Source organism: uncultured Aquimarina sp. (assembly GCF_947495315.1).
GTDB lineage: Bacteria > Bacteroidota > Bacteroidia > Flavobacteriales > Flavobacteriaceae > Aquimarina.
This window is the reverse complement of record NZ_CANLYD010000018.1, coordinates 1-22125: the sequence shown is the minus strand read 5'-3', so window position 1 is coordinate 22125 and position 22125 is coordinate 1. Positions and strand designations below refer to the sequence as shown.

The 22125-nt window shown below is 32.8% G+C and carries 15 protein-coding genes; all 15 read right to left on the bottom strand.

The features are described from left to right. Positions 1 to 142 precede the first annotated feature (142 nt). The 15 genes from Q0910_RS23975 to Q0910_RS23905 all read right to left on the bottom strand — a co-directional run bounded on the left by Q0910_RS23975 (position 143) and on the right by Q0910_RS23905 (position 21915). Complete coding sequence (locus Q0910_RS23975; RefSeq protein ID WP_299222393.1) at positions 143 to 1243, bottom strand: glycosyltransferase; 1101 nt, start codon at positions 1241 to 1243, stop codon at positions 143 to 145. A 64-nt stretch (positions 1244 to 1307) separates the two neighbouring features. Then, positions 1308 to 3032, bottom strand: coding sequence for a cholesterol oxidase substrate-binding domain-containing protein (locus tag Q0910_RS23970; RefSeq protein WP_299222391.1), 1725 nt, complete (start codon positions 3030 to 3032; stop codon positions 1308 to 1310). A gap of 23 nt (positions 3033 to 3055) precedes the next feature. After that, positions 3056 to 3643, bottom strand: a complete 588-nt coding sequence (locus tag Q0910_RS23965) for a 2OG-Fe(II) oxygenase (RefSeq protein ID WP_299222389.1) — start codon at positions 3641 to 3643, stop codon at positions 3056 to 3058. Between the two features lie 68 nt (positions 3644 to 3711). After that, positions 3712 to 11967 carry an RHS repeat-associated core domain-containing protein gene (locus Q0910_RS23960; protein WP_299222388.1) on the bottom strand — a complete coding sequence of 2752 codons (8256 nt, stop codon included), beginning with the start codon at positions 11965 to 11967 and terminating at the stop codon, positions 3712 to 3714. Positions 11968 to 11990: 23 nt separating this feature from the next. Beyond that, the gene (locus Q0910_RS23955; RefSeq protein WP_299222386.1) at positions 11991 to 13127 is read right to left on the bottom strand and encodes a prenyltransferase/squalene oxidase repeat-containing protein; all 1137 of its coding nucleotides are present in this window, start codon (positions 13125 to 13127) and stop codon (positions 11991 to 11993) included. Next, positions 13120 to 14022, bottom strand: coding sequence for a phytanoyl-CoA dioxygenase family protein (locus Q0910_RS23950; protein WP_299222384.1), 903 nt, complete (start codon positions 14020 to 14022; stop codon positions 13120 to 13122). Before Q0910_RS23950 ends, Q0910_RS23955 begins: the two co-directional genes overlap by 8 nt. A 47-nt stretch (positions 14023 to 14069) precedes the next feature. Next, positions 14070 to 14909 (bottom strand): phytanoyl-CoA dioxygenase family protein, encoded by an 840-nt coding sequence (locus Q0910_RS23945; protein WP_299222382.1) that lies wholly within the window; start codon positions 14907 to 14909, stop codon positions 14070 to 14072. A gap of 72 nt (positions 14910 to 14981) precedes the next feature. Next, positions 14982 to 15287, bottom strand: coding sequence for a hypothetical protein (locus tag Q0910_RS23940; protein ID WP_299222380.1), 306 nt, complete (start codon positions 15285 to 15287; stop codon positions 14982 to 14984). A gap of 65 nt (positions 15288 to 15352) precedes the next feature. Further along, the gene (locus Q0910_RS23935) at positions 15353 to 16372 is read right to left on the bottom strand and encodes a hypothetical protein (RefSeq protein ID WP_299222378.1); all 1020 of its coding nucleotides are present in this window, start codon (positions 16370 to 16372) and stop codon (positions 15353 to 15355) included. 14 nt (positions 16373 to 16386) lie between these two features. Next, a complete protein-coding gene (locus Q0910_RS23930) occupies positions 16387 to 17052 on the bottom strand; it encodes a hypothetical protein (RefSeq protein ID WP_299222376.1) in 666 nt (221 codons plus the stop codon). Positions 17053 to 17070: 18 nt separating this feature from the next. Then, on the bottom strand, positions 17071 to 17412 hold the full coding sequence (locus tag Q0910_RS23925) for a hypothetical protein (RefSeq protein ID WP_299222374.1): 342 nt from the start codon (positions 17410 to 17412) through the stop codon (positions 17071 to 17073). Between the two features lie 677 nt (positions 17413 to 18089). Beyond that, positions 18090 to 19199 (bottom strand): AMP-binding protein, encoded by a 1110-nt coding sequence (locus Q0910_RS23920; protein ID WP_299222373.1) that lies wholly within the window; start codon positions 19197 to 19199, stop codon positions 18090 to 18092. A 69-nt stretch (positions 19200 to 19268) separates the two neighbouring features. Then, a complete protein-coding gene (locus Q0910_RS23915) occupies positions 19269 to 20180 on the bottom strand; it encodes a CPBP family intramembrane glutamic endopeptidase (protein WP_299222371.1) in 912 nt (303 codons plus the stop codon). A 14-nt stretch (positions 20181 to 20194) separates the two neighbouring features. Continuing rightward, positions 20195 to 21235 carry an o-succinylbenzoate synthase gene (locus tag Q0910_RS23910; RefSeq protein ID WP_299222369.1) on the bottom strand — a complete coding sequence of 347 codons (1041 nt, stop codon included), beginning with the start codon at positions 21233 to 21235 and terminating at the stop codon, positions 20195 to 20197. Then, a complete protein-coding gene (locus Q0910_RS23905) occupies positions 21235 to 21915 on the bottom strand; it encodes a metal-dependent hydrolase (protein ID WP_299222367.1) in 681 nt (226 codons plus the stop codon). The genes Q0910_RS23910 and Q0910_RS23905 overlap by 1 nt, the downstream gene beginning before the upstream one ends. Positions 21916 to 22125 lie beyond the last annotated feature (210 nt).

Genomic DNA, 22125 nt, shown 5'->3' with positions numbered 1-22125 from the left:
TTGATAAAAATTGCTGCTATTACCTTTACCTATTCTTAAAAACAAGAACCGAAATTAGCAATAGTTTACACTACAATTTAAGTCGAATATTCATCTTATGAATGCGTATAAACCCTTGTTTCTATACTATAAATACTGAATTTCAATATTGGTTACTTACCTTGTATTGAGTAGATCTGAATTGTTTTTCAAGCCATTCTTTATACACTGTACGTATTGAGAATAAAGCAGGGAAATCTGTAGCTGTCAATGAAGCCGTATATTGTTTTTTTTCCTCATCTGAAACAAATCTATTTTTTTTATTAAAGTACTTTAAGTTCTCTCCGTTAACTTCTTGAATTAAAAGTATTATTTCTGAAAAACTCATTACCTTCGTTTTCCATCGTTCAATAATATTTTCTGGAATTAAGCAATATCCAAACAATCTTTTTATTAATTCAGGTTGATCGTTCAATAATATGACCGTACTCATACCATTAAAATGCTTATACGGCATTGTAATCTTCTCAATTTTCCATCCTTTTTTTATCATTTGATACGAAAAATCAACATCTTCAATACCAGCAAAGTAAAATTCATCATGCCCTCCTATAGTTTTATAATCCTCTGCAGTCATTACTAATGGAGTTCCTTTTAAAAAATCAAAATCAAACATCTCATTATAGACAACTTCTGTGCTTACAGCATAAGTATCTTTTTGGAGTTTCCCTAACATCATATCATGCCACTGATAATGAGTCACTAAACAATCATCATGAAATAAGGCTATATATTTCCCTTTCGCCTTTGCAACGCCGATATTGTATGCTTTTGATACACATCCCGTTTCTGACTGGATAATAGTAAAGTCTTTAAATAATTCTAAATTGACATTACTACCATTATACACGATAATGATTTCATAAGGAATAGTCGTGTTAACGAGGATAGATGGGATTAAAAAATTATATACAAATTTATCATTGAAAGTCAATAGAATAATACACGAAACTAAAGGTTCATCGGTCTGTACATAATGTATATCTGGATTATGATCAGGAATATCTTGAATATAACATCCTGCCAGACAAAAACCATGCTCAGGATTTTTTGTAAATGTACGTATTTCTAACTTCTGTACTTCTCTAGTAGTAGTGATTTTTAAATGAAAATCCTTTGTTCTATGGTTTACATCTTTAGTATAAATAGGTTCTTTAAATGTAAATTCTATATGATCTCGTGTATCTATCGTTGTACTTATCATTTTCCTTTCAATTTAATACTCTAATTCATAAAAAACATTTGTATAGTTTTCTGCCAAAACAAGATTACTTAAATAGTTTCTTTGTTAATTTACTTTGATAAATATTATGAGAATCATATTTAGTTAGTATTGAAGATTCCCAAGCCCAATTATCATTAGCATCTCTATGGTCAGTAAAACCTTTTTTAATTGTGTCAATAAAAGTATCACTTGTCCAAGCTCCTGATGAAGTATATGCCCATCCTTTTGACCATTCTGGTATTACTTTTGCTTTTGGAGTAGTAAAATGATTCAAAAACCATTCTTCTAGTTCCTCATAAAACTCATCTGAATATTTTGTTCCTGGAATTGTCAATACATCCAACCAAAGTGCTACATCCCAATTATTTTCAATAGTTTCGGTATCTGTTGCTAAACTAGAAATTACAGGTCTTCCTGCCGGTTCATTGGTAAAAGAAGGCATGTCATCACCACTATCCAATCCTGTAACCCTTATTTCTAATGGGGAATTAATTGGAAATTTGTTCTCATTTTTATATTTCAATAACATTGTTTCAAATTGACTGGCAAAATCAGAAATAGCTTGTTGTACATTGTTTTTATTCATTAATATGGCATATCCATTTGCTGTTACTCTTAAGGTCGTATCCTTAACATACAGCATTGTGTTTTTTGAAGGTCCCCAAATATCCCTTGATTGATCATAAATTGGAAAACCTAAAATTTTTCCATCTAAACCTTCATTGGTCATTTTTAACATTAACTGCCCAAAATCTTCCGTCAATCCTGGAGCGGTAGACATAATAATATCAATCATTTTAACTACAAAATCGGGTAAATTATCAGAAAACGGATAATTATTGGGTCCATCTACTTTTCTGGATGTTGTTGGTTTTGTAGCTTCAACTGTCCAAACTTTTAGCCATGGATATGATGTGAATGGAAACCAAATAACCTCTATTCTACCGCTTTTGTTTAAAAAATCACCACAACTATTCGCTGGAGGAACATCGCCTGTTTGTGCTTTAAAAAGTGTTTCTTTATTAATATCGGTTATAGAAACACAACGTAAATTATAGTTCTCTATAACCTGAAGCGTAACACTAGTAATCATTGCACGGCCTAATTGAGTCATTAAGACCGTTAAATCCTTATCACCCCTTTGAAACGTTTTTAATTGATACGTAGTGGGATCATTACTTTTAGGATCTGTAACCACCGCGGTCAACGATAGAATTCTATTGCTCATCGATCCATAAGTGGTCTTAAAATCATCATTAGGAGGTGTCGAAACCGATGTCCCATGTCCATTAATTGCGATTACGCCTCCTACGGTTAAATTACCTGGTGCTGGAACATTAGCAAAACTATACCCCGATGCCGACCCTTTTCCATCAGGAATTTCTTCTAAAAATTTCAGCAAATCTCCCATAGTTGCTCCAGTATCAACATGTACAGCAGGTCCTATTGTATCTATAGATGGTAGTATAAAAGTCATTTTATTTATATGTGTTGTTGTATCAACTAACAATAACTTATCATAATTTGGTAAATCCGGTGTTACGGCTAATGGTGACCAATTATGCATGATTCCTCTAGCACGTACTGTCCATCCATTTTGGGCTGCCCAGTTACAAACATCGACTACGTCATTTTCATTTGTGGGTACACACGTCCAAATATTAGGTACCACAATTGCTTTTGCCCAATTGGAAAAGGTTTCTTGTTTAACAGGAATATTAACAGGGAAGCCTATCAAACTTTCTCCAGGTTTATTTTCTATTTTCATTTGTGTGTTTTTAAGAGTTATATTTATCTAAATGGTTGACCAGAAACCCATAAAACCAAAGATTTACGAACTCCCTTTGTGACTGGTGTCACTCTATGTAAAAAATAAGATGGAAATACAATAGCACAACCCTTTTTCCGAGGTAGTTTTGTAATTTCGTTTCCTATTAAAAATTCAAAATCACCACCTTCATATTCATCTGGATCTGATAATTGTAATGTAATACTTACCTTTCTTCTAGAATACTTTCCTTTTCCTATATCCATATGCCAGTCAAAATGGCCTCCTTCTCCATTATAGACGGTATATTGTAAATCATCGAAAATACTAGTTAGTTCGAAATTCCATAAAGCACGATTCGATTCGGTAATCATGTTTATAAATTTTTCATAAAGCCATCTGTGTTCTATTGTTTCCTTAGGAAACCATTTGACTTCGCTTTTTCTATAACATTCTAAATCAACTAGTTTCTGAGAAACTTTTGCCTTGGTAAAAGGTATGCTTTCTTGAATCGTCTCAATTTCTACTAATTCATCATTAGTTAAAGCCTCTTGAAACCAATACCAATTGTCCAGTTCACTTTCTCTAAAATCTTCTAGTATGATGCTCATTGTTGTCTTTTTTGTTTACATTACTGTATGTAATGAAACGAAATGATATAGTCTGATAATACCGTCTTCTAGAACTTGATATTACTAAGTTCTTGACCCAATAAATCAATTTCGCTTTTTGTTTTCTCTTTAGCATATGACTTCGTTCCTAAGGCTCCTATACTTCCACTTACAAATCCTTTGATCACGGTATTCATTAATCCAGTATCTAAACTATCACCATGTACCGCATTAGATCCTAATTGAATAGAGACTCCAATTCCTTCAGATTTAGCAACGTTTGCTGAAATTCTTTTAAAAAGATTTCCCCACCCTGCTTTATAATCTATTCCTGGAATAGCCCAGGATAAAGTAGAACTTAATACGCCTTTAACTAATACTTCATCAAGGCCAGTGGTTAGGCTATTACCGTGGGCTCCATTGTTAATTAAAGTAGAGGAAACACCTGCAATTTCGGCTCCGGTAATTGCAAATCCAGCTTTTATTCCTGCATTGGCAACTTTAGCTAATGTACTCACGGCTTGTCCTGCTTCTGCAGCGGCTTTAACACCTGTGGCAGCTTCTGCAGCAATGGCTCCTGCTGCCCCAAAACCTCCAGTTATTGCTCCCGCTACAAATCCAATCGCTGTGTTTATACCATATTCTTTCCAACTAAACTCATTGGTTATCAAACTAACCGCAGAATAAGATACTGCGCTAACTCCTGATCCAATAAAACCACCAGCTAATGCGGCAAGACCAATACTTACTGGAGTTGATAAACCGCCAGTAACTACTTCGAGTATACCTGCAACAGCATCAATGGCTACACCTATCAAAATTTCGAAAGCTCCTATGATAGCGCCTCCAATGGCAGAAAAGAAATTACCGATAGAAAAATTTCCTGATGGATCTATATAGACTACAGGACTATTACCAGCATAGATATATGGGCTAAAAAATTGATTATAATTATCTACAACCCCAAAACGACCTATTCTACTAAAATAGAAACGTGCTTTATAATTGTATATCCCTAATTCTAAATCATATTCCTGACTTGTATACAAATAAGGGAAAAAACCTTGCTCCGGTTCTGTTAATACTTCTACGTTTCCATATATATCATAATCATAAGCAGCAACTACAGTTGCTTTATCATCTAGAATAACTCTTACAGAACCTAAATGATCCTTTAAAGTAGTAAATTGATTATCATTTTTAACAAAAGATATAATCCCAATTGGACCGTACACAATGTACATGCTATCCTCTATATTTTGCTGTCTTCTTATTTGCACTAAAGGATTACCTGACAGACTTTTAACATATAATGTGGTTTTTTCAATGGTTGTCCCGGATATTTCTTGTTTCAATATTCTATCATTAGAACTATTATAATAAAAATTGTAATCTACTGAACTAGCTAAATTTTCAATCTTAGAAGTCATCCTGTTGCCAGCATCATACTTAAAGGAAAGATTTTGTGGTGCATATCCGTCGGCTCCCGATGCCGTGTAAAGATGTACAGATCCATTCTGATTATAGGAGAGATTGAATAAAGATTCATTTGTAATACTGTTATCTACTTTCTGAAGACGATCTCCCTTATCAGGCTCCGATATGAATTTATACGTGTTCGCATCTATAGATATTGTATCAAAATTACCATTGTTATCAAAATCATACATTCTTGTTTTAGGGGATATATGATTGCCTATTTCATCTACTTTTTCTAAAGCATTAAGGCTATTGTACCAATTAGTATATGTAGATCCTGCCTTTATATTTTTTGGGTACTGGAAAGCTATTTCTGCAGGTTGTCCATTGAAATATTTTGGTCCATTATTACTACTAGCATCAGTTTTTAAGGTTTCTTTAAAAATTTGATCTGTGTTATTTCCGATATCCTGCATTTCATCTAACCAAACCGGAGAATTATATCCATAATTTCTTGTCACAGGATTACTACCATTAGGGTACAAAATCTCTTGTTCCGGTTTCCCAGCAGGATTATATGTATATGAAGCAATCGTATTTTTAGATGTTGGAGAATTACTTATCCCTTCTATTTGTCCTATGCTATTATAGGTATAGTAAACACTATACGCCGTTTTATTTTTCTGTACTGGATAATCAATTCGAAGTATTCCTCCTAGGTTGTTGTATTTAAAATTTGTAGTAAAATACTCGTCTTCAAATCCCAGTACTTTTTGACTTCTGGAGATCACATTTCCATATACATCATATAAAAAATTCTCTTCAACATCCGCCACTCCATTGTCTGAATGATTGTTTAATGTTTGAACTACCTGACCAATTTGAAAAAGACTATCGGTACCATTATAATCGTACGAAGTCTTCAATCTCCAGGTATTCAAATTAGTAGGGTAGTCTGGGTTATTATTAGCTTTCTCTTGTAAATCATCGCGATTCCATGTCCCTGTTATGTAACCTGTTTCTATAATTCTACCAGAGTTATCATATTTATAATATTGATAATTCCCTTCTGTTTTAGCTTCTGCATCTTGTCTAAATCGTAACCTATTCGCTTGATCATAGACCAATTCGGTTGTGCCACTTGTATTAGATTTTGTAGTAATTAATTGACCTACAAAATTATAAACACTATAATTTATCCAGTTTTCGCTATTCTTTTGTTCGGTTATCGCATTTGGTGTATGCAAGGCTATTGGATTACCTGAATCATCATAAAACACAGCAGAAATAATCTCTTCATTTGCATTTTTTTGACTCATCTTACGAACTTCTTGCTGTCGTTTATCTGCTATCGAATAAGATTTATTTCCATTTTGATCAATAATAGTAGTTTTGAAATACTCTCCAACAGGTAATCCTAATTCTCCTGTATTAGCTCCATACAGGAATTTTTGAGTATTTGTACCCAACTTATATGCTATTCCTGGCATCGATTTTTCTATAACTCTATTTAATGGAGAACGTTCATAACTGTATCCAAAATATGGATATCCATTATCATCAGGATAAAAATCAGAAACCAATCCACCCATAATTCCAGTTTGCGAATTGTACGTTACGAAGTCATTGGAATATTCGAATATTGGATTCTTTTGATTGGCTTTTACGAATGCAGGTTTTGTATTAGCTATTATCAATCCCTGACTATTATAGATATTCTCTACAATTGTCATTGTAGTATTATCTAATAACTGAGATTGAATATCGTTTCCAGTTGCATTAACAAAAGTTAGTGTAGATAAATTATCAAATGAGGTTAATAAACAATGTATTCCAATTCTATTATTTGCAAATAATGATGCTTTACCTGAAATTACAGAATCGCTTACGTAATTAAATATAAGAGCACCATCAGCAAAAAACAAAATGCTATTTTTATTAACCAACAAAAACCATTGACTTTCTAAATTATTAATACTCATACCTGCAGATGATGTATCTATAGTATAATATCTATTATATTTTTCATCATATACACCATTACTTTTTCCTTTAGTCGCATTCATTTCAGGGTTTATATGTAAACCTGATCTTAATAGCTTCGAATTTAAGATAGAAGTATTATCTGTTTTTTTTGAAGCAGCAGCAGCATCTACCTCAATTGTATTACTACTTTTTTGTTGTAAAACTTGACTATTTCCATCTAATAATTGCCACTGACCAACCGATGGATCCCACTGTATCGTATACTGATTCCCAATTTTTATCCCCAGAGATTCATTAATAGCCTCTAGTGGAGAAAGGTTTAACATTACTCCATAATTGTTGGTCATTTCATCTTTATATGTTAATGTCCCTTCTGATGATGAATGCGTAAATTTCAGTATTCCATTTTCTACTTGCCAATTAGATTCGTTATTTGGTGTCCAAAATTCTTTCCATTGGTTTCCTTTTGTAAATGAAAGTGCTGGACCTCTTCCAGCGGATAACACTTTAAGCTTATTATTTGGGTCTGCAGTTACATATTTATTATCATTACCTGTTCTAGAAAAATAATTTGTCGCCATCGAAGTTGTTTCATCAGAAAAACTTGTTGTAGCCATGACTCTCTGATAGTTATCAAAAAACTTACTCCTTACCTCTCCGTTAGAACCTAGACTTTCATTTATAAGGTTAACTTTTGTGTCTACCGAAATAGCAGAAAAAAGACTTTGTAATGGCGAAAATCGTAAACAATCTATTAGTACTGAAGCATCTGAATTATCATTTTGTGCTTTTAGCGTTATTGTTGTTAATTTAGAAGCTCTAGCCGGATTATAGTCCTTTAAATTTAATACGCAATAAACATATTGCCAGGATCCTACTGTTTCTCCAAAGGGTAAGATTATATTTTTCCCTACAGGAGTACCATTATTACTAAAGGTTATGATCCAATTAGCTTCTCCTTTATTTTTATCAAAAGTATCTGGTAATTTTATGTAACTAGAAAACACATAATCCTGCTCTTGGTTAGTAGGATTAAATTGTCGCTGAATTCCTGTCCCTTTAGTTATTTTTAATGATGAGACACCCATTCTGGCATCAATAGTTTTGTCAGTAGTATTTGGAATTATAGATGCATTTGAATTAATTTTCCATCCGTCTGATTCTTCATATGTTTCGAAACTATAAAAAGAGGTTTCTTCTCCTTTTTTACTGGCTGTTATAAATTCTGCAACTTGAAATTGCCCGCTTTTATCATAAATATATGATGAACTAACACCGTCTACATTTATCATTTCATCCACAGTATCAAATTTGCCTCTTGTAATAATTTCTTGTTTCTTTAACCAATCGGGATTGTTTTGTTTAATAGAAAAATCAAAAACAGGATTGTTTTGTGCATTATTCAACCAATCATAATTTTGATAAGCTGACCATTTCCATTCATTATTAGTTGACCAATTTTTCCAAGTAACTACCTTAGAGTTTATATATTTTTTAACGCTATCTTTTCCTATTACAGCAACTGATTCCTGTACTATAGCATTAAGAAAGTGTTTTTGCCTCATGACTGTTTCATATTCAGAAACCTGAATAGCATATTTTTTCTCACTTGTAATGGTTTTTTCTACACCACTAGAATCAAAATAAGTAGTTACGCTGTTCATAGGTAATCCTAGATCCTGATAATATGTTATACTAGAAGTTTGACTAACACCATCTCTAAACGTAACCGATTTACTTAATCTGAAAAAAGCACTATATAAATACCTTTTTTGAACTACATCACTGCTGAATATTTTCCAATAGTTAGTTTCTTTGGTTACCAGATTACCATCTTTATCATATTGTACTTTTTGAAGTAGAGCACCATTTAATAATTGGTTATAATTATAAATCCAATTACTGTATGGTATTTCGTTTTGCGTTGCTACTCCATTAGAGAAATAGCTGATTGTAATTCCATTTGTAGTTAATGATGCATCAGGAATTTTAGTTCCTGTAAAAACAGTAACTTTTGGGAATTGTGCTAAACCAGAACGACTATCATATGTAATTATGGACTGTGCTGATCGAGCATAATCATATGATTGATAGTATTTTTCCTCTAAATCTGAACCATTAGAGATTTCAATATGAGATACTGGTTGTACCTGGACAATATCTATTGCTTTTCTATCTACTACTTTATATAGCGCAATGGAAGTGGCTGTATCGAAATCTTGATCAGCAGGAAATGTAACAAAAGAATCAATTCCGGCTAATAAAGTTCCAGGTCTTACCGTTTCTTGATCTACCATTATTTTTTGACCACTACCTCCCGCGGTTATTGGTAATTTTATAGGAGTACCAGGTACACTATTTAAAGGAGTCGTAAAATATGTTTGAGTATTATTATCTGTACTATCCTGATAAGCAATATACATTGATCCTCGATTCTGTACTGTTTCTGTGGCTCCCAAATTAGTAAGCTGTTGTCCTTGTTTAATCCATTGTCCATCTGTATTTTGATAAAAAACATCTTTACCAGCGGTCATGTAATTACCACTTATTGTAACATCTTTTCCTGTTGATGGTAAGCTTTGTGCAACACCCCAAGTGCCATTATTAGGATTGAATTGGAAATACTGATTTGTATTTATTGTCCCTTGTTCTTTAGACATTGTAGAAATATCTTGTCCAACTGCAAAACTTACGACATCATCATTCTTGGTAAGAAACGAAGTCTGTTTCCAATTTACTGGATTATTACTATTTCCTAAACCACCCGTATATCTATTTAAATAAGGATTATTCGCTACAAGAGCATCAGTTAATAATGTATTAAATAATTGAAACTGTGATTTTCCATTAACAATTGGCGACTTATAATTATTAAGTAATGGGTTACCTGGACTTAACAAATTAAAGTTCTTATCCCATTGCAAAATTCTAAGTGTGTAATCTACTTCTGTACTTGTTTGATTGGTAATATATGTAGCAACTCCAAAAGAGCTATTTAAAGTTATATTAAATGCAAAATCCAAGCCTTCTGATGGATTTTGATAAATAGTAACGTTTGGAGTATTGTATAAAGCGCTTTTACTCCATACATTATTTCCATTATGATGAAATAATTGAAACTGTAATAGCTTAGTGTTACTATTATAAAATGTAGCTATATAATAATTATCTCTTGCATTAATTTTAATATTAGTCGCTTTTGCAACATCTGCTGGTGATGGCAAAAGAATCGAAATCCCTCCTTGTTGACTAGACGGAGAAACACTCCAAATTCTTTGTTTCCAATCCCACTGAAAAGCCGTTATTGGGTTGGTCGTAATGTCTTTACTAGATACTATTATAAAATCTTTTCCGGATTCAACACTAACTTTTGATGTATCTGTTTTAAGTGGAAAATATTCCGGCCCATTTGTTAAATTAAATACGCCAAAATTTTCTGGATTTCGTCGATATAAAAATAGTTGAAGTTGTTTTTTTGTTTTCTCAGTAAAATATATACCAATAAAATCTTTTTTAGTAATAACGCCTAACGTATCAATATCAAAGTCAATATTATCAAAATAATGGTTGGAAGGATCATCGCTATTTAATTCGAAATCTATCCAGTTGCCTGACCAAGTATGCACTTTTGCAATTAACTTTTTTGTTGCCTTATGATGCCAAGTTACTACCGTGTAATCCGATCCGAACCATACTCTTGGCGTTGCTCCTGCGATAGGACTGTCTAATTTAACATTGCGAGCTGTATTTAATGCTTGATCTTTATACGTATAAACGGCTTTAGATCCTTGTGGATACAGTATACTTTTTAATGCTCCAGGATACGTGTCCTGAACTTTATCATAATAATCAAATTCAATCCCAGGAAGTGAACTTCCTGTAGGTTGTACTTGCCAAAAACTTTTTAGAACTCGTTTCCACATCAGTGGATATATTGTGTTTTGACTGTTATTTCCTAAGTTTATAAAATCATATTCAAATAAAATTGAAAACTGAAGGATATCTATATTATTATAAACCTCTATGTAATCTAGAAATCTTGTTTCGAATTGATCTTGATAAGCATTTGGTGTATTTTTTTGCGTATGCGAAGCTTTATATTCAATAATATTTTGGCTCCCTACATTATTGGCTCCAAATTTTTCTCCATAGTAAAAAGAAATAGTTCTATTAAAACTATCGTGAATCGTTTTAATATAAGATGCTTGTGTATATTTCAATCCGTTTTTATCTCCAACACTAACTTCGACATTATCATACGAGTATAAAATGGTTTCTCCCCAAGAGTTCCTGATTTCCGATAAATTCCAAGAACTTACATATTGTTCCTGACCGCTTAATACTGATGTTGCTCCCTGCCAATTCCCCCATTCTACGCCATATTGTAGTGTATTACGTCCGCTATTTTTATCTCCATAAATATGAACAGTACCGTCTTCTTTTATTATAGTCCATTTTTCATTAGTTTCATCATAAGTAATATCCCAAAATTCAAAATTCCTTAACTGAAATAGCAATATATCTGATGGTCTATTAGGAAGAATTCCATCCTGAATCAACTGATTACCAGAACCATTATCTAACAAATAATATTCATTAGAAGATGTAGATCCACTTCCATTTTTATTTACTGAGATTTTATCAAAAGACATATCCCATCCTAATCCTAAAATTCCGGTAGGATTAAGTAAATTCCAGTTTTTAACATTATTCTGCACATTACTATTGTACATGATACCAATGTTTACATCTAAATCTTTTCGACCAGGAAAAGAAGCTATGTTAATAGGAATATTCGCTGTTCCAGTAAAAAGATTAACACTATCTTTTATCTGCCCTACTGCGTCATTATTAAACTGAAAAGTGGTTACCTGCGGCAAACCTTGTTCATTACTATTTTTGTGTGAATTAAAACTCATGTTTGCTTATTTTTTATTAGTTCTTATATGAATTTTTGACAGGCTTTGGTAACAAAATTATTTGTAATTGTTGCGCTCTCATAAGTAAGAATTGTATGAATATAACCACTAGGCCTTCCCATTGGCATTCGAATAAATGGGCTTGACTCCCACCCAGATGTGTCATTATATTTTTCTTGTAAAAAAACACGACTCTTTTCTAACCAATTCGGATCAATATTAATTCCCAGATATTTATTAGCTATTTGTATTCCTAGTAAAGCTAGAGCCGTTTGTAAAGAGCTTGACATTTCATTTTCTAATGCCCAACCTCCATCTGCTTTTCTAGAATTAATTAAAAAGTCTACTGCGTTTCTGATAATTTTTTTGTCCCCATTATTAGCACAAATAGCTCTTATACTCATATATGTACCATAATTTTTTCCGTAATACCAGGTACTTTTCCATGAATATTGCTCGTGACTATTGTATAGGAAGGAAAGCCCTTGTTTTATTTCTTTAGAAAATCTATTCTCATCATAAATATTTAATGCATATAACACATTTGCAACAACATCAATATCCGATCCTTTACCCCATGCTTTATTTACCCAAATGGTCTGTAACTGCTCCTCTAATGATTGATTTTCTTTAGGAATAATCCAGGATTCCCATCCATTATCTATATTAGCTTGGTCTCTGAATAGTACTTTTAATGGTTCATCAAATAAGGGTACTGTTTCCTTTTTATATCCGCTTCTACACAGTACCTGCATAACCTGTGCTAAATCATCTACATCGGGCGGTAATTCTCTCAATTTCGGAAAATAGGCCCAACCTCCTACTCCTTCTTTTCGCCTGGACTCAATAAGATACGTAGCTTCAGAAGTAATAATATTTTCTAATTGATTATCTAATATGGCATTTGCATCAATGAAAGTATCTAAAATTAAAGCTCTCTGAAAAATATCGCCTTCCTGAAACTCCTCTGTTACCTGAAAAACTTCTGGAGAAAAAGGCATCACGTGTTTTGTGTTTACATATCCTTCATAATACTCTTTAATCAAATGATTAACTCCATTTAAGAACATATTCTTCCAAGTATTCTGCTCAATAGAAGAATTTATCTGTTGAATGATTAGATTTTCGACCTTATTTTCTTCCTTATCTATTTTAAACATTTTCTTCTCTTTTATTGAACTGATTTAGTAGTTGAAACAACACTTCTCTGCTCGGTGGTTTTTGAATATTAATCGATTCTAATAATTCATATTCGGTCACATTAGGTTTACTAAACAATGGAGCAGATAAATAGTACGAATTATCTACTTCGAACATTTCTGCTACTTCTTTTTCTTCTGTAACTTTATAATGATGATATCTCAATTCACTTTCTATAGGCCCTGCCAAACAAGCAGCAACAATTCTGGGATGTAAACTTTCATTAGATGGTGAGGCATGAAATAAAGCAGGATTTCCTATATATGCTTGACCAGCTTTCATAAACAATGATTTCCCAAAGTTTTCTAATAAAGAATCTTGTATTGATGAATACGGAAACAATTGTCCCCCACATCTGGGGTTGTCTAAAATTGTATGACTACCTGGAATGACTTGCAAAGCACCATTTTCTTGATTTGTATCTACAAGTGGAACCCATATTCCTAAAGGGTTGAAATTTCTTTCATCTAAAAATGAAGGGTCTTGATGAAGAGGTACTACTCCATTTTTTTTATTTGGATACTTTATATTAAAATTCCCCCAAAAGAACTTAACATCTATAAATAATTCCTCTATTGCTCTCTGAAAAATTGTATTCACAATTGAAGACACAGCAAATCGATATTTGGGATTCTTACTCATTATTGTAGAAGCAAATGCTGCTTCTCCCAAATCTCCCTGAAGTGTTCGATAGGAATTAATTAATTCTTGGATTTCTAAAGCATTTAAAAAATCAACAACTACAAAACCATCTTTAAGAAAAGATTCATTTAAAATCTCATCTTTAAAAAGTACTCTAGTATTTTTCTTTTTTTCGAAAGAAATGTTAGTTAATAATTCTTCTTTAATGCTCATGATTTTTATTTTTAAATTCTCTTTAGACAATCAAAACAAGTACTACACTAGGCAGTTGTTACACCATTGATAATAGCATCTATTTTTGCCTCATTTAGCGGTTCGAATTGACTATCTACCTCTCCGATTTTTTTTGATTTGCTTTCATCTGGTCTACTAAAAAGTGGATTTTCTATATAATGATCCGCTTCCAATTCAAAAACTTCCATGGTCTTTCCTGGGTTTTTAAAATCTTGATAATAGCATCTCATTTGACTTTCTTCTTCTGCCATCCAGGCTAAGGCTGCAACTCTTTCTTCATTACTCATGTTTGATGGAGACCAATGAAAGACTTTAGAGTTACCGATATAAGCTTGTCCTGCTTTGATGTCTAATCTTTTGAAGTATTTTTCTAATAGTAAAGGCACTAAATCACTGTATGGAAATCTAGGCAATGTACTTCTAGGGTATTCATTAAGTAAATGACTTCTGTCTATTACTTCTAATGCTCCATTAGTTTCATTGGTATCTATGAGTGGTACCCATATGGTAATTCCCTGGTATTTACTTTCATCTACATATGTTGGATCTTGATGCATCGAACAAAGACCTTTCTCCTGATTGGGTTGTTTCGAAGTAAATATTCCAAAAAACATTTTAAAGCGATCAAAATGTTTGTTAGCGGCATTACCAAATACCGAAGTAATCGTATTAGACACCTTTTTTCTATAATCGGCATCCATACTCATATTAGACGTAGAAAAACCCATTTGAATAGGTTGACCATTCAGCTCTTTATATATCTCTTTTAACTGGGTTACTTCTTCTATGTTTAAAAAATCTATAACCACATAACCTTTATCTTCAAATTCTAATTGAAGATTTGGATCTTTAAAAATAGTTCTCATATAATGTTTAAATTAAATTGTATTAAAGGCATTATTTTAATTAGCAATCGTTATTGTTTGGATCGCAAAGAATTATTGCTTTTTACCAAAAATCATTTGTATACGATACACCCAGGATAACATGATTGCAAAAGGAACAGCAGGGAACACCCAATAATTATATATAGGTCTGGCTCCTAAAAAAAGAATGGGATACCCTTTAGCTTTTGGATAGTCCTCAAAAAATAGTTTAATACTATCATCTACTTCCAAAGGAATTCTTTTCACAAAGTTGAAAGAAAGCAACACTACTAACTTTGATAAAATTTTACATTTCCCACAATACCCCTGATAGTAAATTAAAATTCTATTTCTAGGAATAATTACATCTTGTTTCATCTATAAATTTTTATTGTATTCTATAAGTTTTGATTAGAAAGTCTTAGGAGATATCAGTAATTATTTCAGTTCAATAATTTATTTTTTAAGTATAAATTTATTCTAACATTACCTTTTCTATCAACCCCCATTCCGTAGTAAGAAACAGCACACTGATTATCAAGAACACTATCATCTACCGGAAATGGTTTTACATCATTCTTTAATGTTGTTTTATTCAGTAAAGCAATCCATTCTTTAGAGTTCAGTTTTACACAAGAATTACAACCACATACGTCTATTTTTGCATCAAACATTTTAGAGGAAGCAATATGAAAACCTATGTTAAAAACAAGTCCAGAAAGCCTTATCGCTTTATCACCAACAACATCGTTTAAAAAAGTAGTAAACTTGTCTTCTTTTAGTAGAGGAATATCTAAATCCTTAAATGAAGTAGGCTTTGATAAACGGAAATAGATTTTTGCTCTAAGGTTTTCTAAATTACTTCCCTCCAAACCTATGCTCATAATATCTGCAAAAGGCTTTACAGAGTTTATAAAAGAATCCACTTCAGTATTATTTGGCATTAAATCAGTTAGCCAGTCTCTTAAGCGCTTCCACGAGGCATCATGTCCTCCTCTTCTTCCATCTATGTAAACAGCCATTCCTGATCTATCAGGTGAAGCTCCTAACCAAAACACTCCATCTGGATACTCCTTCAACACCTCTTGTTCTTTAGGTAAATGATATGCTAACATCTCTTCGCATACCTTCTTAATGTCACTGGATCCTGTTCTTTTATAGAGCTTTTGTAAAGCCAGATAACTATATTGATATCGTTCTTTGGGCGGACCTATTATACAAGAAGGATCACTTATAAACCGTCCGTGCAACCCACTATTAGAAGAACTAATACAATATTGAAGTGGGCTTCCGTCAGAATTTAATCCTGATCTACCGCCAAGCGTCCACTTAGTCTCATTTGGTAAGGCAAGTAATTCATCTCTAAGCTGCAACACCTGCTTAGCCGGAGCCAAGCTAAGTGTTGTAGCATAAGATGAAAGTTGCGTTACATTATTAATGATATTTTCTTTAGTATCATTCATAAATACGCTTTTTACTATACTGGTTGAGTAATAATGTTACTAGGAGTACCATTGCTTCCTGCTGTACCACTATTTCCAGCAGTACCACCGCTAGCAGCTTTTCCTCCAGGAGAACCTGCTTTTCCTGCAGAACCTCCTAAACCATCAACACCTCCAGATCCTCCTTTTGGAGTTGGAGTCGATGTTAAAACATTTCCACCATGATACTGTACAATGATTTGACTTCCGTTTCCACCATTTCCACCGTTTCCACCGTTTCCACCATTTCCACCGTTTCCTGCATCTCCGCCATTACTACCAGAACAGTCAGAACCAGCAGGGCATCCAGAAGGTTTTCCACCATCTCCGCCATTTCCACCAGCTTGTCCAGCTCCACCATTTCCACCTTCGCCACCATCACCTGCGGCAGCAGAAACAGTAATTGTTCCTGTTAGATCACCTATTGTTATCGTTGCCGAAGGGCAAGCTGCTCCATCACCACCAGAGGATCCACTTCCTCCCGCTGCTCCATTACTTCCTGAAGTACCTTTGCTAGATTTCGGACGACAAACTGAATCCCAATCACAGTTTGCATTTGTACCATTATTACCACTTGGTGCTTGCTTTGATTGACTTTGACCATCTGTACCTGCCGAACCATCGGCTCCCGATATGATTATATCACCTGTTAAATTGCTCATTTTGAATATTTTTTAAAATTATTTTTTTATCAATTTTTCGATTTTAATATCGGCAGTAGTTAATACCTTTATTTGTCCTCCTCGTTCGATTGTTACCTTTCCAAAACTTACAGAAACAGGTCCACTGCCGGAAATTACTAAAGGATTAGCAGGAGTTACTACAACATCTGGTGCTACAGCATAAACTGCCACTTTTGGTAAACTTGATTTAGCTAGGCTTTTGCTTTTAGCTGTAGTTTCTATTTTGAAATCTTTTATATCATTAAGATTTTTAAATTCAGGCGTATGACTTGAATCTGGATGAGGAGGGTTTGAAAAAAACAATTTCCCACCGGCTGTTGAAATACCATTTGTGCTCATAATTTTGTTTATTAATTATTAATTTATACTAAATAAAGCCACCCTTAATAGAAAAATATAGTGATCAGTTATATTTAAATTTTTGCATATTTTTTTTATGAATCCTTATCTTATATTGGAAAATTTACTGTACCATAACTTATAAAAATGACGATATCATTGATGTCGTTTTTCGTTCATAAAAAACTTTAAGAATTGCCCCTGTTTTTGTGTTTGGAATCAGGTATCCAAACTTGCTTCTATAGTACTATATTACAAAGCTACAACGTAACCAACATGAAACTAACCAGTATAAATACTTGTTCTACAGGTAATTTACCCCTAAACCTACTCGACTATGTATTTCATTAGATTTAAAAGTAATGTTGCTCAACTATTGTTTATAGCAATTATATCTAACCCTTTTAAAACCAGGGAATAATACGATTATACGCAAAGAAATCATGAGGGAAATTAGCAAATACTACTCAACAGTATTTCGGATAATTAATTTGACTAAATGGATTCAACAAGTTATTTGAAAGGAAAATTTTCAAAAGTATGGCGATAAATAAAAAGTGAAAAATAAGTTTGCAGCTGGATTAGTTTGCAACTACGATTATTATCGCTCTGAAGTATAAAATAATTTCATTTTTGATAAGTAAAGAATAATTATTTAGCTATGCTCTTCTTACAGTTTACGATCCTATTACAAATTCTAACGTCTTAGTACGCTGAATTTTTCCATTATCTGTTTCTATAAATTGAGGAATAAAATAAATTTTCTTTGGTATTTCGTATTTAGAAAGTGTTTTAATACTATGTATAGCTTCTTTCAAGGTTTTATACATTAATTCATTATAATCATTTTCAATGATTAAAATTACCTTATCACCTAAGGTATCATCAGGAATACTTGTTATAAAAAAACGATGTCCAATAAGTAGTTGTAGTTTTGTTTCAATCTCTTCAGGAAATAATTTGATACCACCACTATTAATTACATTGTCGTAACGCCCTTTCCAGATAAACTTTTTATATGTTTTGAGCTCCACTACATCATTAGTAATAATAGTTTCTTCATTAAGCTGAGGAGCTTTAATTATCAAACAATTCCTATCATCTGTACTTAATGTAATATTTGGTAATGCTCTGAAGTATTTACCATCCTTTTTATCCTTCTTCTTTGGGTTAATTCTTCTTGCAGCAATATGAGTCACTGTTTCGGTCATTCCATAGGTTTCAAAAATTTTAGTTTTGATTCCTTGTATGAGTTCTTTTAGATTCTCTGATACGGTTCCTCCTCCTACTATCAATTTCTTAAGTAGGTGAAGTCGATTGATTGAGTTGTCAAGTTGCAACGGTACCATTGCACAAAAATCATATTGCTTATAGACAGTATCTAATGGATTTGTTTTAGGCGGAACTAAATCTATTTTCCATCCTAATACCATTGCACGTACTAACATCATTTTTCCAGCAATATAAGTAGCTGGCAAACACAATAAGGCCGTTGTACCTTCATTCACTTTGAAAAATGAACCTGTAGCCTTGGCACTATTAACCATATGCTGTTTGTAGATTTTTATCTTTTTAGGTTTTCCAGTAGAACCTGATGTCTTTACAACAATGTGATCTTTATCATTCAACCAGTCCAACAGAAAGTTGCCCACTTCCTGCTCATAAAACTCTCCTTCTTTAATGAAATTATAGGCAATTCGTTGCAGGTCTTCATTATCCAAAGACTGTCTATTAATGCTAAAATCTTGGTGTACTTGTGGAGTAGAAAATGTATCATCTGTTTGCATATCCAAATTTCAATTTTCTAGCATATTCATAGGTTATGCTTAGGTAAATTGTATATTATGAATTTGTTATCATTCTTCTATCTGAGGTTCTGGTTCTATTTTTCCGAATAATTTATCCTTCCATCCAGACCACTTGTATTTTTTCGAGAGAATTAATAAATAAATTGGGAACACCACAAAAACAGGAGTCAATATTTCTATTCCGGTTCCGGGTTCTCCCGTATATAATAATATCGAATCAGTTTGAAACGCCGTCCAAGATGATGTAACTAATAAAGCAGTAACCAGATTATTTGCAGCATGGAAACCTAAGGCTAATTCTAAACCTTCATCCATTAACGTTATTATCCCTAGAAACAAACCTGTACCTATATAATACACCATAATATGAGGGCCGATTTTTGCCACTTCAGGGTTTCCAAAATGCATTAATCCGAAGATAACTGAGGTTACAATTAATGCAACCCACCTAAGCTTTGTAGCTAAACCTAAGCCCTGAAGCATATATCCTCTAAACATATATTCCTCAAAACTTGTTTGTATTGGCACCAACAAAATAGCCATAATAGCTAATATTATAAATGCTTTTGGTTCAAAATTAAGCTGAAACTCCTCAGGGTAAAAATAATATAATATACCAGTAGTTACTAAAATATACAATGCCACTAAACTAAACATAAAGAACACTCTTTTCCAATCAATTTTATTTCTTGATGTAGTTAGTGATTTTATACTTTGTTGATGTACAACCTTTACCCAAAAGAATAAACCTCCCAGAAATGGAACAAAAAATATAAGATTAACAAAAAAGAAAAATGGTTTCCCCATTGTTTCAATCTGATCTTGTATTACTACATCTATATCCTCAACCATAAAGATGCTGAATAATACATTAATTAGCATAAAGCCTAAAAAACCTATTATCGGAAATAAATATTTCCACATTCCTAGTTTTCCCTTTCTTCCTTGTTCTATATACATATATAATTTTTACATTAATCTAAATACGATACTTTCCAGTTCTTTTCTATTTGATATCTCAATGTTCCGTTATTCACAACCAAAGGGGCTTCTATATTGTTGGTATACAAACCTCCGGTCCCTAAACCTTGTGGCATTTTATTACCCAAGGTGTAGGTATATTGGGCAATTGCATTTAATCCAATATTACTTTCTAACGCGCTGGTAACCCACCATCCTATTCTAAGTTCTTCTGCCAGATCAATCCATTCTCGAGTACCTTTAAAACCTCCTATTAAACTTGGTTTCAAAATTATATACTGAGGTTTTATTGTTAGTAGTAGTTTTTTCTTATCCGTTACATCAAAAACACCAATTAATTCTTCATCTAATGCAATTGGTAATGGAGTTGCCTTACATAAAGTCTTCATCTCTTCAGACTTGCCCTGTTTAATAGGTTGTTCGATACTATGAAGATGATAACTACTTAACTTCAATAATTTACCTAGAGCATCATCAGGAGAAAAAGCTCCGTTAGCATCTACTCTAAGTTCGATGACATCTTTAGAAAACTGAGAACGTATATAGGAAAGAAGTTCTAATTCTGCTTCAAAATCGATGGCTCCAATCTTCATTTTTATACAATCAAATCCCTGATCTAGCTTCTCCATGATCTGATTTTTCATAAACTCCTTCTCTCCCATCCATATCAGTCCATTGATAGGAATAGCTTCTTCTCCATCTGTAAATTTTGAAGGAAATAATAAAAACGGTGATTTACTTTCTAAAGACTTAAAAGCCATCTCTACACCAAACTGAATACTTGGAAATTCTTTTAATTCTTGCCAAAGTTGATCAACTCCTAAGTGAATATTATTACAAGTCCATTGTAATTTTTCTTCATAATCTGGTCTGTCATCAACACTTAAGGTTCTTAGAATTCCGCATTCTCCAATACCTTTTTTTTCTTCAGAAGTAATAACAATAAACCAGGTTTCTTTAGTCTTCAGTACTCCACGAGAAGTACCACTTGGTCTTTTGAATTCTAAAATATACTTATAATAGATAGCGTTCATTATAGTTCTATGCTCTGACCAATATCTAACAACATAAGATCCTTGTCCTTAGCAAAAAACTTTCTTTTAGCTTCATCATGATCAATCTCTATATATCCAAAAGTATCATAATGGACTCCCAATACTTTATCACATGCTACAAAATCACTTGCGATAATAGCATCATCAATTCCCATTGTAAAATTATCACCGATAGGAAGTATTGCTAAATCTAATTTAGTAGACAAAGGAATTAATTTCATATCCATAGTTAAAGCAGTATCTCCAGCTATGTAAATATTTTTATGTTCGCCTTCGATTACAAAACCTCCTGGTTGACCTCCATAACTTCCATCAGGAAAACTACTGGTATGAATTGCATTTACATATTTAACTTTGCCAAAATCAAACTCCCAATTACCACCGTGATTCATAGGATGTACTTCTATCCCTTTTGCTTGATAATGCATTGCAATTTCATAATTAGAAACGATAGTTGCATTGTTCTTTTTTGCAATAGCTTCAGCATCTAATGTATGATCCTGATGTGCATGAGTCAATAATATATAGTCTACTTTAAAATCATTGATATTTAAACTACCTTTAACTAATGGATTACCAGAAATAAAAGGATCTATTAAAACTTTGGTTCCCTTAATTTCTAACAATAATGTATGATGCCCGAAAAATGTAATTTTCATTATGTGAGGTTTTTACTTGTTATATATAGATCCCGCTCTGCAGCGGGATAAGTTCCACTAATAGTTTTAAATTCGCTTTGCAAGCTCTTTCAATAAATTATAATTGTATTAGATCCCGCTCTGCAGCGGGATGAGTTCCACTAATAGTTTTAAGTTCGCTTTGTAAGCTCTTTCAATAAATTATAATTGTATTAGATCCCGCTCTGCAGC

Coding starts and splice junctions, on each gene's coding strand:
- Q0910_RS23945 (WP_299222382.1), bottom strand. CDS start 14,909: ATGAGAACTATTTTTAAAGATCCAAATCTTCAATTAGAATTTGAAGAT.
- Q0910_RS23975 (WP_299222393.1), bottom strand. CDS start 1,243: ATGATAAGTACAACGATAGATACACGAGATCATATAGAATTTACATTT.
- Q0910_RS23910 (WP_299222369.1), bottom strand. CDS start 21,235: ATGAACGCTATCTATTATAAGTATATTTTAGAATTCAAAAGACCAAGT.
- Q0910_RS23950 (WP_299222384.1), bottom strand. CDS start 14,022: ATGAGCATTAAAGAAGAATTATTAACTAACATTTCTTTCGAAAAAAAG.
- Q0910_RS23920 (WP_299222373.1), bottom strand. CDS start 19,199: ATGCAAACAGATGATACATTTTCTACTCCACAAGTACACCAAGATTTT.
- Q0910_RS23925 (WP_299222374.1), bottom strand. CDS start 17,412: ATGAGCACAAATGGTATTTCAACAGCCGGTGGGAAATTGTTTTTTTCA.
- Q0910_RS23915 (WP_299222371.1), bottom strand. CDS start 20,180: ATGTATATAGAACAAGGAAGAAAGGGAAAACTAGGAATGTGGAAATAT.
- Q0910_RS23905 (WP_299222367.1), bottom strand. CDS start 21,915: ATGAAAATTACATTTTTCGGGCATCATACATTATTGTTAGAAATTAAG.
- Q0910_RS23960 (WP_299222388.1), bottom strand. CDS start 11,967: ATGAGTTTTAATTCACACAAAAATAGTAATGAACAAGGTTTGCCGCAG.
- Q0910_RS23940 (WP_299222380.1), bottom strand. CDS start 15,287: ATGAAACAAGATGTAATTATTCCTAGAAATAGAATTTTAATTTACTAT.
- Q0910_RS23970 (WP_299222391.1), bottom strand. CDS start 3,032: ATGAAAATAGAAAATAAACCTGGAGAAAGTTTGATAGGCTTCCCTGTT.
- Q0910_RS23955 (WP_299222386.1), bottom strand. CDS start 13,127: ATGTTTAAAATAGATAAGGAAGAAAATAAGGTCGAAAATCTAATCATT.
- Q0910_RS23965 (WP_299222389.1), bottom strand. CDS start 3,643: ATGAGCATCATACTAGAAGATTTTAGAGAAAGTGAACTGGACAATTGG.
- Q0910_RS23930 (WP_299222376.1), bottom strand. CDS start 17,052: ATGAGCAATTTAACAGGTGATATAATCATATCGGGAGCCGATGGTTCG.
- Q0910_RS23935 (WP_299222378.1), bottom strand. CDS start 16,372: ATGAATGATACTAAAGAAAATATCATTAATAATGTAACGCAACTTTCA.